At 72.3% G+C, this 14,551-nt stretch carries 12 protein-coding genes; 11 read left to right on the top strand and 1 reads right to left on the bottom strand.

Annotation, left to right across the window (positions count from 1 at the left end; all coding sequences use genetic code 11):
- Positions 1-358 precede the first annotated feature (358 nt).
- Positions 359-1,948: a PP2C family protein-serine/threonine phosphatase gene (locus tag ACQKM2_RS05980; RefSeq protein ID WP_427707041.1), complete on the top strand. Its 1,590-nt coding sequence runs from the start codon at positions 359-361 to the stop codon at positions 1,946-1,948.
- A 270-nt stretch (positions 1,949-2,218) separates the two neighbouring features.
- Positions 2,219-3,685, top strand: a complete 1,467-nt coding sequence (locus ACQKM2_RS05975) for an aminopeptidase P family protein (protein ID WP_427707039.1) — start codon at positions 2,219-2,221, stop codon at positions 3,683-3,685.
- Between the two features lie 60 nt (positions 3,686-3,745).
- Here the strand turns inward: ACQKM2_RS05975 and ACQKM2_RS05970 are convergent, their stop codons facing one another.
- On the bottom strand, positions 3,746-4,249 hold the full coding sequence (locus ACQKM2_RS05970; RefSeq protein WP_427707037.1) for an ATP-binding protein: 504 nt from the start codon (positions 4,247-4,249) through the stop codon (positions 3,746-3,748).
- 326 nt (positions 4,250-4,575) lie between these two features.
- Between ACQKM2_RS05970 and ACQKM2_RS05965 the strand changes: the two genes are divergently transcribed.
- The 9 genes from ACQKM2_RS05965 to ACQKM2_RS05925 all read left to right on the top strand — a co-directional run bounded on the left by ACQKM2_RS05965 (position 4,576) and on the right by ACQKM2_RS05925 (position 14,510).
- Positions 4,576-5,391, top strand: coding sequence for a hypothetical protein (locus tag ACQKM2_RS05965; protein WP_427707035.1), 816 nt, complete (start codon positions 4,576-4,578; stop codon positions 5,389-5,391).
- A 110-nt stretch (positions 5,392-5,501) separates the two neighbouring features.
- On the top strand, positions 5,502-6,245 hold the full coding sequence (locus ACQKM2_RS05960) for a YcnI family protein (RefSeq protein WP_427707033.1): 744 nt from the start codon (positions 5,502-5,504) through the stop codon (positions 6,243-6,245).
- Positions 6,246-6,325: 80 nt separating this feature from the next.
- A complete protein-coding gene (locus ACQKM2_RS05955; RefSeq protein ID WP_427707031.1) occupies positions 6,326-6,979 on the top strand; it encodes an SCO family protein in 654 nt (217 codons plus the stop codon).
- A complete protein-coding gene (locus ACQKM2_RS05950; RefSeq protein WP_427707029.1) occupies positions 6,976-7,518 on the top strand; it encodes a copper chaperone PCu(A)C in 543 nt (180 codons plus the stop codon). The genes ACQKM2_RS05955 and ACQKM2_RS05950 overlap by 4 nt, the downstream gene beginning before the upstream one ends.
- A 22-nt stretch (positions 7,519-7,540) precedes the next feature.
- Entirely contained in the window at positions 7,541-9,595 is a 2,055-nt protein-coding gene (locus ACQKM2_RS05945; protein WP_427707026.1) for a copper resistance protein CopC, read from the top strand.
- Between the two features lie 5 nt (positions 9,596-9,600).
- Entirely contained in the window at positions 9,601-10,884 is a 1,284-nt protein-coding gene (gene efeB / locus ACQKM2_RS05940) for an iron uptake transporter deferrochelatase/peroxidase subunit (protein ID WP_427707024.1), read from the top strand.
- A 42-nt stretch (positions 10,885-10,926) separates the two neighbouring features.
- Complete coding sequence (gene pheA, locus ACQKM2_RS05935) at positions 10,927-11,862, top strand: prephenate dehydratase (RefSeq protein WP_427707022.1); 936 nt, start codon at positions 10,927-10,929, stop codon at positions 11,860-11,862.
- A gap of 561 nt (positions 11,863-12,423) precedes the next feature.
- The gene (serS, locus tag ACQKM2_RS05930) at positions 12,424-13,701 is read left to right on the top strand and encodes a serine--tRNA ligase (RefSeq protein WP_427707019.1); all 1,278 of its coding nucleotides are present in this window, start codon (positions 12,424-12,426) and stop codon (positions 13,699-13,701) included.
- A complete protein-coding gene (locus tag ACQKM2_RS05925; RefSeq protein WP_427707017.1) occupies positions 13,698-14,510 on the top strand; it encodes an HAD family hydrolase in 813 nt (270 codons plus the stop codon). Before serS ends, ACQKM2_RS05925 begins: the two co-directional genes overlap by 4 nt.
- The last annotated feature ends 41 nt before the right edge of the window (positions 14,511-14,551 follow it).

Below are 14,551 nucleotides of genomic sequence, written 5' to 3'. Positions count from 1 at the left end.
ACACGTACACGTTTCGCGTCACTGTCCGCCAGAAGCAGGTTCACACGGTTCGTGCAGTTTTCTTACGGGTCCGTCAAACGTCCGGCGGGGACCCGGAGCGAGCGGTCCGGGCGACCCGCGCCGGTCTCGAAACCGGCTGCCGCCGCTAAGGACGGCTCCCCGCGCCGGGTGGTTCCCCGGCGGTGCGCGGGAGGGCGTCAACTGACCCCGGGCACCATCGATTACGTACCCGGAGCCCCTGGAGCGCCTGTCCAGTCGATCGCAAAAACCGTCTGCATGGCGCTTTTTCCGGCCAAGTTTTAGCCCCGGCTGGACAGTGAGTTGCTGTCCCACGGACACCAGTATTCCCGCCTGGGCAATGCTGGACATCGATCCTCGTGTGCGTGTAGATGTGGATCCATTGATGGCGGCGCAGCACGATCTGGGGGTTTGCGATGCTATATGGCGAATCGCACCAGGTGGAAAGGCGGACGCCATGAGCGCCCCGCATCTGCCGAAAGTGGCTGGAATCGATCCAGCGGTTACAGCGTCAGCGCAGACTGCGGCGCCCACGCCCGGCTCCACTTCCACGGCGTCCACGTCCACGAGCGCGCCGGGATCCTCCGCCGGCTCCGCCCGGACCGCCCCCGCCCAGGGCGCCCCGCCCGCGGCGAGCAGCGTCATCCAGGACCGGCTGGCGGGCATGGTCTCCGACCTCACCACCCTCCACGAACTCACCGAACGCCTCGCGCGGGCCGGTGACCTCGACTCTTCCCTCCACGAGTTCCTGCGCGCCGGAGCCGCCCTCGTCGGCGCCCGCCGCGGACTGGTGGTCCTGGAGCCCTCCGACGGCCTCGGCCCCTCCACCACCATCGGCCTGGGCCTCGGCCGCGCGGACCTCGGGCACATCGAGACGGTGCCGCGCAGCGCCACCTCGTACGGCCGCATCCTCGACGGACTCCCCGACGCCCACGGCGGATCCGAGGTGCTGCCCGAGCCCGGCCAGGCCGCGGCCGGCGGCCACGAGCCCCCCGTCGACCCCCGGCACCGGGAGGTCGCCGCCCGGCTCGGTTACGCCGCGAGCTACGCGCTCCCGGTGGCCGCCGACGCCACGGGCCGGCTCGGCGCCGCGGTGTGGCTGTACGACGAGCAGGCCGAGCCGAGCGACCGCCAGCGCGACCTGGTCGGGCTGTACGTCCGGCACGCCGCCGAGCACCTGGCCCGGATGGTGGACGTCACGCGCTCGCGCGACCGGCTGGCCACCATCGCCGAGGAGCTGCTGCCCAGCCGGCTGCCCCGGATCCCCGGGGTCCAGCTCGCCGCCCGGCACCGCACGGGGCCGCGCGGCGGCGGCGACTGGTACGACGCGCTGCCGCTGCCCGAGGGCGCCCTGGGGCTGGCCGTCGGGTCGGTCACCGGCTCCGGCCCGAGCGCCGTCGCCGCGATGGGGCGGCTGCGGGCCTCGCTGCGCGCGTACGCCGTGATGGAGGGGGAGGACCCCGTCGCGGTCCTGTCCGACCTGGAGCTGCTGCTGCGCCTGACCGAGCCCGCGCGCTCGGCGACCGCGCTGTTCGCGTACTGCGAGCCCGCCGCCCGCAAGATCATCCTGGCCGGGGCCGGGCACACCCCGCCGCTGCTCATCGGCGAGCGCCGGACCGAGTACGTGGAGACCTCCCTCTCCGCTCCGCTCGGGATGCTGGCGTGCTGGGAGGCGCCGAGCGTGGAGATCGAGCCCGCGCGCGGAGAAACGGTGCTTCTCTACACCGACGGGCTGCTGCGCCGCACCGGCGACGCCATGGACCGTGCCTACGCGCGGCTGCACGCGGCCGCCTCGGGGGTTCCGCGGAGCGCGCGGGAGGACCCGGCGGCCATCTGCGAGCACATCCTGAAGACGGTGCTCCCGGAGGAGGGGCCCGGCGCGGCCGGGGACTCCGAGGACGTCGTCCTGCTCGCGGCCCGGTTCGACTGAGGCGCGGGTTCACCCGAGGCAGGGGTTCACCTGTGGCACGGGTTCACCTGTGGCGCGGGTTCACCTGCGGCGCGGGTTCACCTGCGGCGCGGGTTCACCTGCGGCGCGGGTTCACCTGTGGCGCGGGTTCACCTGTGGCGCGGGTCGGCCCGCGACGTGCGCCCGGTTTGACTGATATGTCACAGGTCGAGCCGGGAGCCTTCCCCTCGCACATACGATGGACGGGGTCCGCACCCGGTCCTTGCATGTCGTAGCAGCTGAGGAGAAGACGTGGCTGACGAGCTCACCCCGGAGACCCCGGAAGAAGAGCAGCCCCAGAAGAAGCACAAGCAGCGCAAGAACGGGCTGTACCCGGGCGTCAGCGACGAACTCGCGGAGAACATGCGCAGCGGCTGGGCCGACACCGAGCTGCACGGCCTGGAGCCCATCGCCCAGGCCGGCCACACCGCCGACCGCCGCGCCGCGCTGTCCGCGCGCTTCCCGGGCGAGCGCCTGGTCGTCCCGGCGGGCCGGCTGAAGACCCGCTCGAACGACACCGAGTACCCCTTCCGCGCCTCCACCGAGTACGCGTACCTCACCGGCGACCAGACCGAGAACGGCGTCCTGGTCCTGGAGCCCACCGGCGAGGCCGGCCACCAGGCCGCCATCTACCTGCTGCCGCGCTCCGACCGCGAGAACGGCGAGTTCTGGCTGTCCGGCCAGGGCGAGCTGTGGGTCGGCCGCCGGCACTCGCTCGCCGAGGCCGAGCAGCTCCTGGGCATCCCGGCCAAGGACGTGCGCGAGCTCCCCGAGGCGCTCGCCGAGGCCACCGGCCCGGTGCGCGTCGTCCGCGCCCACGACTCCGTCGTCGAGTCCGCCCTCACCGACAAGGTGACCAAGGAGCGCGACGAGGAGCTGCGCGTCTACCTCTCCGAGGCCCGTGCGGTGAAGGACGCCTTCGAGATCGGCGAGCTGCAGAACGCCGTCGACTCCACCGTCCGCGGCTTCGAGGACGTGGTGAAGGTCCTCGACAAGGCCGAGGCCACCTCCGAGCGCTACATCGAGGGCACCTTCTTCCTGCGCGCCCGCGTCGAGGGCAACGACGTCGGCTACGGCACCATCGCCGCCGCCGGTGCCCACGCCTGCACCCTGCACTGGGTCCGCAACGACGGCGCGGTCCGCTCCGGCGACCTGCTGCTGCTCGACGCCGGCGTGGAGACCCACTCCCTCTACACCGCCGACGTCACGCGCACGCTGCCGATCAACGGCACGTACACGGACATCCAGCGCAAGGTCTACGACGCCGTGTACGAGGCCCAGGAAGCCGGCATCGACGCCGTCAAGCCGGGCGCCAAGTTCCGCGACTTCCACGACGCCGCCCAGCACGTCCTGGCGGAGAAGCTCGTCGAGTGGGGCCTGCTGGAGGGCCCGGTCGAGCGCGTCCTGGAGCTCGGGCTGCAGCGCCGCTGGACCCTGCACGGCACCGGCCACATGCTCGGCATGGACGTCCACGACTGCGCCGCCGCCCGCACGGAGGCGTACGTCGACGGCACGCTGGAGCCGGGCATGTGCCTGACCGTCGAGCCCGGTCTGTACTTCCAGGCCGACGACCTGACCGTGCCGGAGGAGTACCGCGGCATCGGCGTCCGGATCGAGGACGACATCCTCGTCACCGAGGACGGCAACCGGAACCTGTCGGCCGGGCTGCCCCGCACCTCGGTCGAGGTCGAGGCGTGGATGGCGCGGCTGAAGGGCTGACGCCGGCGCACGGACGTACGGGTGGGCGGGAACCGGATGCGGTTCCCGCCCACCGCCGTACTACGAGGCCTTCAGGAGTGCGCCGTCGCGCCACTTCAGCATCTTGTCGAAGCTCACCACGGCACCCCGCCCCGGCCGGTTGCGGAAGCGGACGTGGTCGGAGAGCTGCTCGATGAGGTGCAGCCCCCGGCCGTTCTCGGCGAGGCAGGAGCCGGCGGGTCTGGGCCGGGCAACCGTCGAGGGCGGGAATCCCGGACCCGAGTCGGCCACCTCGATGCGGCAGCGGTCCCCGTCCAGATAGGCCGTGACGCGGTACGCCTCGGTCCCGTCCGCGGCGCCGCCGGCGGGGCTCCCGCCGGGGCCTTCGCCGGGACGTTCGCCGGGACGGCCGATGCGGCCGCCGTGCTCGACCGCGTTCGCGCAGGCCTCGCTCAGCGCGACCGACAGGTCGTGGCAGATCTCCGGGTCCACCCCCGCGGTCTCCATCGTCCCCAGCAGCAGCCGCCGGGCGAGCGGCACGCTCGCGGCTTCGCGCCTCAAGTGGAGAGACCACCAGATGCTCATACGGGTACCTATTGCCACCCGCACCGGGCCGTAAGCCCCCGGCGGCCGGCACGGCCCTCATTCGGCCGATGTGCATGTCCCGGGCCGCGGTGTATGCGGGGGCCGCGGTGCCGCCGGCCACCCAGGCCGGACCCGGCGCTCCGCCCCTGGCCGGGGCCTCGGCACGGGCCCGTCGGGGCGCCGTCAGGCGGCGGTCGGCACCGGGTGCGGAGCTGACGGCGGGCTGACCCGGTACGGACGCGACGCCGGCCGGCGACCGGAACCCAAGGGTCCCTCCAGCACCTGCCGTAGGCAGGGCCCGGGCCCAGTGCGATGATTGCCCGGCCATGACTGGATCCCACACGACACGCGCCGGAGCAGGCCTCCGGATGACCCGGGCCGCGGTGTTCACCGCGGTCTGCGTCGTGCTGTCCGCGGCCGGCCACGCGGTGGCCTCCTGCGCGACCGTGCCGTGGTGGGCCCTGGCCCTGGCCTTCGTCGCCGTCTTCGCGGTCGCCGCCCCCCTCGCGGGACGCCGGCGCCCGCTGCCCGGCATCGCCGCCGGACTGGCCGTCGGCCAGCTCGGGCTGCACACGCTGTTCGGCCTCGGCCAGCACGGCGCCGCGGCCGCCCAGGCACCGGCCGGCGGCACCGACACCTCGCTGGCGGCGCTCGCCGCCCAGCTGGTCTGCGGGGGCAACTCTGTGCCGCTGAGCGCGGCCGACGCCCGGCAGATCCTGGAGGCCGCCGGACTGGACCCGGCCGCCGTGGCCGCGCAGGCCGCCGCTCAGGGCCACATGGCCCACGCCCACCTGGCGGGGGGCGCCGCGGCACCGGCGACCGGTCTGTTCAGCCCGGCCATGCTGATCGGCCACCTGCTGGCCGCGCTCGCCGCCGGCTGGCTGCTGGCCCGGGGCGACGCCGCGCTGTTCCGGCTCGTCGAACTGTCCCGGCTCTCCGCCGAAGCCGACCCCGTACGTCCGCTGCGCGCCGCGCTGGCCTTCGTACGCGCCCTCGCGGCCGGGCTCCCCGGCGCCCCCGCGCGCGGCCCCCGGGCCCGCCGGAGCGCCGCCGCGCCCGCCGTCTCGACGGGCCGGGACGCCCTGCAGCACACCGTGGTCCGGCGCGGGCCGCCGACGGCAGCACTCGTCCTCGCAGCCTGACGCGGCACCCCACTCCCCGGAACACCCGGCGGGAGCACCGGTGCCGCGACCTCCGCGCGCGCCCGCGTGCGGAGCCGACGTCACCACTGCTTCCATGGAGTGTTCCTGCCGTGAAGACCTCTCGCGTCTCCTTCGCCGCCGCCCTCGCCGCCGGCACCGTCCTCGCCCTGTCCGGCACCGCCTTCGCGCACGTCAGCGTGCAGCCGGCCGGTGAGGCCGCCAAGGGCGGCTACGCGACGATCAACTTCAAGGTCCCCAACGAGCGGGACAACGCCTCGACCACCCAGGTCGAGGTCAACTTCCCGGCCGACCAGCCGCTCACGTCCGTCATGCCGCAGGAGCTCCCCGGCTGGACGTCCACCGTCGAGAAGACCAAGCTCGACAAGCCGCTGACCGTGCACGGCAAGCAGATCAACGAGGTCGTCACCAAGGTGACCTGGACCGGCGGCAAGATCGAGCCCGGCAAGTTCCAGCAGTTCCCGGTCTCCGTCGGCAAGCTCCCCGAGAGCGCCGACAAGATGGTCTTCAAGGCGATCCAGACGTACGACAACAACGAGGTCGTCCGCTGGATCGAAGAGCCCAAGGAAGGCGCCCCGGAGCCGCAGACCCCGGCGCCCGTGCTGAAGCTGACCGCCGCCAAGGGCGCGGACGACCACGGCGCCGCCGCCAAGCCGGCCGCCGACGGGGCCAAGAGCGGCGACAAGAACGACAAGGGCGAGGAGAAGGGCGGGCACGACGAGGCCGCCAAGAGCGCCTCCGACACGACCGCCCGCACGCTCGGCATCGTGGGCATCGTCGTCGGTCTCGCCGGCGTCGCCTTCGGCATCACCTCGCGCCGCCGCGCCGCCAACTGAGGGGGCGGGCCCCCGGCCCGCCGCTCCACCGTCGTACGCACGACATCCGCACCATCCCCGATTCCCAGGGACATTTCCTCATGCGCACCACACGTGTGACGGTCGCCGCCCTCGCGGTGGCGACCGCGCTCGCCCTCACTGCCTGTGGCAGTGAGACGGCCAAGACCACCGGTTCGGTCACGCAGATCACCGGTCAGAAGAAGGCCGGATCCGCGACCGTACTCGACCGCCCCTTCGACAAGCCGGAGCTCGTCCTCACGGACACCACCGGCAAGCCGTGGAACCTGCGCGAGCAGACCAAGGGCCGGCCGACGCTCATCTACTTCGGCTACACCAACTGCCCCGACGTGTGCCCCCTGACGATGAGCAACATCGCCGTCGCCAAGAAGGCACTCCCGAAGGCCGACCAGGACAAGCTCCAGGTCGTCTTCGTCACCACTGATCCGGAGCGGGACACCCCCGACTCCCTCGGCGCGTGGCTGAGGGCCCAGGACCCGTCCTTCACCGGACTGACCGGGGACTTCGCCACCATCCAGGCCGCAGCCCGATCTCTCGGCATCGGTATCGAGGCCCCCAAGAAGGAAGCCGACGGCAGCGTCGTCTCCATGCACGGGGCCCAGGTCATCGCGTTCTCGCCCAAGACCGACGAGGGCTACGTCCTCTACGGCGAGGGCACGACCGTCGACGACTACACCAAGGACCTGCCGAAGATCATCAAGGGAGAGAACCCGTGAACGCCCGCACCATCCGCACCATCGCCGCCGCCCTCTCCCTGACGGCAGCGCTCGCCATATCCGGCTGCTCCTCCTCGGACTCGGACTCCACGTCCGGCTCGTCGGCCGACACGAAGGCCGCCGCCGACACGAAGGCCTCCGGTGCCCCGGAGACCGGCAAGCCCGTCCTGACGGTCAGCGGGGCGTACATGCCCGAACCGGTCAACGACAAGATGGCCGGCGCTTTCATGGTCATCAAGAACGACTCGAAGACCGCCGACAAATTGGTCTCCGTCACCAGCCCGCTCTCGGACGATCTCCAGATCCACGAGACCAAGGACCAGAAGATGCAGCAGGTCCAGTCGATGGACGTGCCCGCAGGTGGAGAGCTCCGGCTGCAGCGCGGCGGCAACCACATCATGTTCATGGGGCTCAAGAACCAGCCGAAGGTCGGTGACAAGATCACCATCGAGCTGCGTTTCGAGAAGGCCGACCCGGTCAAGGTCGAGCTGGACGTCAAGGAACGGACGTACAACGCACAGAACTCCACCGCCCACTGACGGACCGAGGAACTGACACGCCATGACGGCCATCGCCCCCGCTCCTCCTTCGGCCCGCGTCCGCGCCACGGCACTCCTGCCCCGCCTCGCGCTGGTCATCGCAGCCCTGCTGGCCACCCTGTTCACCGCGGCCGCCCCGGCCACGGCGCACGCGGCACTCACGGCGAGCGACCCCCAGGACGGGGCGGTGGTCGCCACGGCGCCCGCCCAGGTCACCCTCTCCTTCTCGGAGCAGGTCGCCCTGGGCGACGACTCCATCCGCGTCATGGACCCGCAGGGCAAGCGCGTCGACACCGGCGAGCTGAGGGACATGTGCAGCGGATCGACCGTCCGCTACGGCACCGCCCTGCACCCGGGCCTGCCCAACGGCACGTACACCGTCGCCTGGCAGGCCGTCTCCGCGGACAGCCACCCGATCTCCGGCGCCTTCACCTTCTCCGTCGGCGCCCCGTCGGCGACCAGCGTCACCCTGCCCGACCAGAAGGTGGGCGGCGGCCCCGTCGGCATCGCGTACGGCATCGCCCGCTACGCCGCCTACGCCGGGTTCACCGTCCTCGTCGGCGGCGCCGCCTTCATCCTGCTGTGCTGGCGCCGGGGCGCCGCTGAGCGCCCGCTGCAGAAGCTGGTGGTGAGCGGCTGGGTGACCCTCACCGCCGCCACCCTGGCGATGCTGGTGCTGCGCACCCCGTACACCGGCTCGGGGAAGTTCGCCGACGCCTTCGACCTCGACGGCCTCAAGGCCGTCCTGGACACCAAGACCGGTGCCGCCTTCCTCTCCCGGCTGCTGCTGCTCGGCGCGGCCGCGCTGTTCATCGCCGTGCTCTTCGGCGCTTACGCCCGCCGGCAGAAGGCCGCCGCCGCGGACGCGACGGGGGCCGGGACCGGGGACGCGACGGGGGCCGAGGAGGCCGAGGACCGCGCCGAGGAGAAGAAGGAGACGAGCGACCTCGCCTTCGGGCTCGGCGTCGGCGGCACGGTCGTGGCGGGCGGCATCGCCGCCACCTGGGCCCTTGCCGAACACGCCTCCACCGGCATCCAGCCCGCGATCGCGATGCCGGCCGACATCCTGCACCTGCTGGCCGTGGCCGCCTGGCTCGGCGGGCTCACCGCGCTGCTGGTCGCCCTGCGCAAGGTGCCGGACATCGAGCGGGAAGCCGTCCGGCGCTTCTCCCGGGTCGCCTTCATCAGCGTCCTGGTCCTCGCCGTCACCGGCGTCTACCAGTCCTGGCGCCAGGTCGGCAGCTGGTCCGCCCTCACCGGCACCAGCTACGGCCGGCTGCTGCTCATCAAGATCGCGCTCGTCGCCGTCCTCGTCGGCATCGCCTACCTCTCCCGGAAGTGGACCGCCCGGCTCGGGGAGGTCCGGGCCGAAGAGCCGGAGAAGGTGCTCGCGGGAGCCGATGTTTCACGTGAAACATCGGCCGGGAGCGCCTCGGGCGATGCCGCCGGAGCCGACGAGAACACCGGGGCCGCCGACGAAAGCGAAGCCGCGGCCGCCGACCCGAAGCGGGCCGCCCAGCTCGCCCGGCAGCGCGCGGCCCGTGAGAAGGCCCGTGAGACCCGCGTCCGCGATTCCGATCCGGGCCGTGCCGGCCTGCGCCGCTCGGTGCTCGCCGAGGCCGGCGTGGCCGTCGTGCTCCTGGCCGTCACCACCGTCCTGACCAGCACCGAACCCGGGCGCGCGGTGGAGAAGGAAGTCGGCCGCGGCGGAGCGTCCGCCCCCGCGGTACCCAACCGCCCCGTCAAGATCACCCTGCCCTTCGACACCGGCGGCCAGAACGGCAAGGGCAACGTACGGCTGGAGCTCGACCCCGGCCGGGTCGGCGCCAACACCCTCCACCTGTGGGCGGACGGCCCCGACGGCAAGCCCCTCGACCTCCCCGAGGTCAAGATCTCCTTCACCCTGCCCGCCAAGGAGATCGGCCCGCTGCCGCTCGCCCCCGACCGTGCCGCGGCCGGACACTGGACCGCGTCCGGGGTCCAGCTGCCGCTCGCGGGCGAATGGCGCATCGACGTGACCGTACGCACCTCCGACATCGACCAGACGACCGTCCAGAAGAACGTGAAGATCGGCTGAACAGCGTGACCGACAGCACCGGTAGCACCCCCGACATCGAGATCTCCCGGCGCCGACTGCTGGGCACCGTCGGCGCCGCGGGCGCCACGGGGCTCGCACTCGGCGCCACGGGCGGCGCGCTCGTGCAGTCAGCGCTCTCGGACTCCCCGGCCGGCTCCCCCGGAGCCGCCGGGTCCCTCGCCTCCCTCGGCGCCACCCGGGTCGCCTTCCACGGCGAGCGCCAGGCCGGAATCACCGACCCGCTCCAGGCCAAGGGACACGTCCTCGCCTTCGACCTGGCGCCGGGCGCGGGGCGCAAGGAGGCCGCCGCGCTGCTGCGCCGCTGGTCCGACACCGCCCGGCGGCTCATGGCGGGCGAGACGGCGCCGACCGCGGACAGCGGCATCGCCCTGGACGCGGGCCCGTCCTCCCTCACCCTCACCTTCGGCTTCGGCCACTCCTTCTTCGACCGCACCGGCCTCACCGCCCGGCGCCCGGCGGCCCTCGACCCGCTGCCCGACTTCTCCTCGGACCGGCTCGACCCCCAGCGCAGCAACGGCGACCTGTGGGTCCAGATCGGTGCCGACGACGCGCTGGTGGCCTTCCACGCCCTGCGCGCCGTACAGAAGGACGCCGGGGAGGCCGCCCGGGTGCGCTGGCAGATGAACGGCTTCAACCGGTCCCCCGGGGCGACGGCCTCGCCCATGACGGCCCGGAACCTGATGGGCCAGGTGGACGGCACCGCGAACCCCCGGCCCAAGGACCCCGACTTCGACAAGCGGATCTTCGTGCCGGGCGCGGGCCCCGGACCGGCCGAGCACGCCTGGATGGCCGGGGGCTCGTACGCCGTCGTCCGCCGGATCCGGATGCTGCTCGACGACTGGGACAAGCAGTCCCTCGCCCAGCAGGAGCAGGTCATCGGCCGGAACAAGGCCACGGGCGCGCCGCTGACCGGCGGCGACGAGAAGACCGCGATGGCCCTGGACAAGCTCGGCCCCGACGGCAAGCCGGTCATCCCGTCCAACGCCCACGCGCGCATCTCGGCGCCGGCGCAGAACGGCGGCGCCGCCATGCTCCGGCGGCCCTTCTCGTACCACGACGGCATCGGCCCCGACGGCACTCCGGACGCCGGTCTGCTGTTCATCTGCTGGCAGGCCGACCCGCTGCGCGGGTTCGTCCCGGTCCAGCGCAAGCTCGACCGGGGTGACGCCCTGTCGGAGTTCATCCGCCACGAGTCCAGCGGGCTGTACGCGGTCCCGCCCGGACCGGGCGACGGGGAGTACGTCGGGCAGCGCCTGCTCGAAGGGTGAACAGCGCCGCCCCGGCGGGTGACCCGGCATTAGGCTGACCGCATGTCGGCCACCCGCTTCACGTATCTCGGTCCCGAGGGCACTTTCACCGAAGCCGCCCTGCGCACTCTGCCGGAAGCAGCCACCCGGGAGCTCGTCCCGATGGTGTCGGTCCCGGCCGCCCTGGACGCCGTGCGCAACGGCGAGGCCGCGGCGGCGCTGGTGCCGATCGAGAACTCGGTGGAGGGCGGGGTCACCGCCACGCTTGACGAGCTGGCCTCCGGCGAGCCGCTGATGATCTACCGCGAGGTGCTGCTGCCGATCGCGTTCGCGCTGCTGGTGCGGCCCGGTACCAAACTGTCGGACATCAAGACGGTCACCGGCCATCCCGTCGCCCAGCCGCAGGTGCGCAACTGGCTGCGGACGCACCTGCCCGACGCGGTGTGGGAGTCGGCGGCCTCCAACGCCGACGGTGCCCGGCTGGTGCAGGAGGGCCGCTTCGACGCGGCCTTCGCGGGTGAGTTCGCCGCCACCACGTACGGGCTGGAGGCGCTGGTCACCGAGATCCACGACGCCCAGAACGCCGAGACCCGTTTCGTGCTCGTCGGGCGGCCCGCCCGGCCGGCCGCCCCCACCGGCGCCGACAAGACCTCCGTCGTGCTGTGGCTCGGCGACGACCACCCCGGCGCGCTGCTGGAGCTGCTCCAGGAGTTCGCCGTCCGCGGGGTGAACCTGATGCTGATCCAGTCCCGCCCGACCGGCGAGGGCATCGGCAACTACTGCTTCGCCGTCGACGCGGAGGGACACATCTCCGACCGCCGGGTCAGCGAGGCGCTGATGGGCCTGAAGCGGACCTGTCCCCAGGTGCGCTTCCTCGGCTCCTATCCGCGAGCCGGTGTCGCGCTGAGTGAAGTGCGGGCCGCGCGGCCGGGAACCTCCGACGGCGACTTCACCGAGGCCTCCGACTGGCTGGCGCGCTGCCTCGACGGCCGGGCGTAGTCCTCCGTCCACTGTCCACAGAGTTATCCACAGGCCGGGGTGGAGACCTGGGGACAAGTCGACAGAGCGGCACGGCAAGGTCGACATATCGGTCGGGTGGCCCAGGTTTCGTGCTGGGGAGCGGTAGGTGAACGGCGTCACCCCCGTATCGCCGATCAACTCTTTGGAGCGAGCCATTCCCACCCGAATGAGTGTGTGGGGGCGGTTTGAACCCTGATCGGCCCGGACCGGTCGCGGACGCCTATTGATCTAATTCGATGTCCACAGATCCGGCGCACAGCCTGTGGATAAGACCGGCCCGGCGGGAATTCCTGTGGACAAGGGTCGCCCCCCTCCCGCCCTCCGGCCCTGCTCAGGCCCCGCGCGACGATCGCCGTTGTGCCCCTTTTCGGAGAAAGGGGCCGATTTTATCGAGCTGCTCCCCGGTGGCTGGATCCAGCCGCCCGGCACGCACGGGACAAGCCGGGACCCAGCCAATTCCATTCGCCCGAATTGGGACATAGCGACACGCAGCGTGATATCGGTGTGAGCCCGGGAAGCCCAGCCCGGTAGCCTGGAGGGGTGATTGACCTCCGGCTGCTCCGTGAAGACCCTGACCGTGTCCGCGCCTCGCAGCGCGCCCGTGGAGAGGACGTCGAGCTCGTCGACGCACTCCTCTCCGCCGACGAGCGCCGCAGGTCTTCCGGCATGCGCTTCGACGAACTGCGCAACGAGCAGAAGTCGCTCGGCAAGCTCATCCCCAAGGCCTCCCCGGAGGAGCGGGCCGAGCTGCTGACCAAGGCCGAGCAGCTCAAGCAGGACGTCAAGGCCGCCGAGGCCGAGCAGAACGAGGCGGACGAGGCTGCCAAGCAGCTCCTGCTCAAGCTCGGCAACATCGTCCACGAGGACGTGCCCGTCGGCGGCGAGGAGGACTTCACCGTCCTGGAGACGCACGGGACGATCCGCGACTTCGGTGCCGAAGGCTTCGCGCCCAAGGACCACCTGGAGCTCGGCGAGTCGCTGGGTGCCATCGACATGGAGCGCGGCGCGAAGGTGTCCGGCTCGCGGTTCTACTACCTCACCGGTGTCGGCGCCCTGCTGGAGCTCGCCCTGGTGAACGCGGCGATCGCCCAGGCCACCGAGGCCGGCTTCATCCCGATGCTGACCCCCGCGCTGGTACGCCCGCGCGCCATGGAGGGCACCGGCTTCCTCGGCCAGGCCGCGGAGAACGTGTACCACCTGGAGAAGGACGACTACTACCTGGTCGGCACCTCCGAGGTCCCGCTCGCCGCGTACCACATGGACGAGATCATCGACGCCGAGAAGCTGCCCCTGCGGTACGCCGGCTTCTCCCCGTGCTTCCGCCGCGAGGCCGGTACGTACGGCAAGGACACCCGCGGCATCTTCCGCGTCCACCAGTTCGACAAGGTCGAGATGTTCTCGTACGTCGCGCCGGAGGACGCCGAGGCCGAGCACAAGCGGCTCCTGGAGTGGGAGAAGCAGTGGCTGACCAGCCTGGAGCTGCCGTTCCAGGTCATCGATGTCGCGACCGGCGACCTGGGCGCCTCCGCCTCCCGCAAGTTCGACTGCGAGGCCTGGATCCCGACCCAGGGCAAGTACCGCGAGCTGACCTCCGCCTCGAACTGTGACGGCTTCCAGGCCCGCCGCCTGGCGATCCGCTACCGCGACGGCAAGAAGACCGCTCCGCTCTCCACGCTGAACGGCACCCTGTGCGCCGTCCCGCGCACCATCGTCGCGATCCTGGAGAACCACCAGCAGGCCGACGGCTCCGTGCGGGTCCCCCCGGTGCTCCGCCCCTACCTGGGCGGCCGCGAGGTCCTGGAGCCGATCGCCAAGTGAGCCCCGCTCCGTTCCCGTACAAGCTCGTCGCGACGGACCTCGACGGCACGCTGCTGCGTGCCGACGACACCGTCTCGGAGCGCACCCGTGAAGCCCTCGCCGCGGTCACCGCGGCGGGCGCTGCGCACATCGTCGTCACCGGCCGTGCCGTGCCCTGGACCCGGCACGTGCTGGACGACCTCGGCTACCGGGGGATCGCGGTGTGCGGGCAGGGCGCCCAGGTCTACGACGCGGGAGCGCACCGGCTGCTGACCTCGGTGACGCTGGACCGGCAGCTCGCCGGCCTGGCCCTGTCGAAGATGGAGGCCGAGGTGGGTCCGCTGGCGCTCGCCGCCAGCCGTGACGGGGTGGACGGGGAGGTCCTCTTCGGCCCCGGCTACCAGGTGCAGGAGGGCCTGCCGGCCCTCTACCTGGAGGACACCGCCCAGGTCTGGACCGCCCCGCTGAACAAGCTCTACATCCAGCACCCGGGGATGGGCGAGGACGAGCTCGTCAAGGTCGCCCGGGAGCTCGTCGGCAACCTGGTCGACATCGTGATGGCGGGCCCCGGCATAGTGGAGATCCTTCCGCTGGGCCTGAGCAAGGCCACCGGCCTGTCACTCGCCGCGCGCCGGCTGAAGGTCAAGGCCGCGGAGACGATCGCCTTCGGCGACATGCCCAACGACATCCCCATGTTCGGGTGGGCCGCGCACGGCGTCGCCATGGCCAACGCCCACGCGGAGCTGAAGGCGGTGGCCGACGAGGTGACGACCTCCAACCAGGAGGACGGCATCGCGGTCGTCCTGGAGCGCCTGCTCGGCGCCATGTAGAGCATCGGGACGCAGCAGCGTCCCGGGACCGGACGCACGAG

The organism is Streptomyces sp. NPDC004126, assembly GCF_050275515.1.
Taxonomy (GTDB): Bacteria; Actinomycetota; Actinomycetes; order Streptomycetales; family Streptomycetaceae; genus Streptomyces.
Note: the sequence above shows the minus strand (reverse complement) of the source record. Positions and strands in the feature narration are given on the sequence as shown.

Bases quoted from the DNA above. Each gene is read 5' to 3' on its own strand.
- ACQKM2_RS05955 (WP_427707031.1), top strand. From the start codon at position 6,326: ATGCGCACCACACGTGTGACGGTCGCCGCCCTCGCGGTGGCGACCGCG.
- ACQKM2_RS05945 (WP_427707026.1), top strand. From the start codon at position 7,541: ATGACGGCCATCGCCCCCGCTCCTCCTTCGGCCCGCGTCCGCGCCACG.
- pheA (WP_427707022.1), top strand. From the start codon at position 10,927: ATGTCGGCCACCCGCTTCACGTATCTCGGTCCCGAGGGCACTTTCACC.
- ACQKM2_RS05970 (WP_427707037.1), bottom strand. From the start codon at position 4,249: ATGAGCATCTGGTGGTCTCTCCACTTGAGGCGCGAAGCCGCGAGCGTG.
- ACQKM2_RS05980 (WP_427707041.1), top strand. From the start codon at position 359: ATGCTGGACATCGATCCTCGTGTGCGTGTAGATGTGGATCCATTGATG.
- ACQKM2_RS05965 (WP_427707035.1), top strand. From the start codon at position 4,576: ATGACTGGATCCCACACGACACGCGCCGGAGCAGGCCTCCGGATGACC.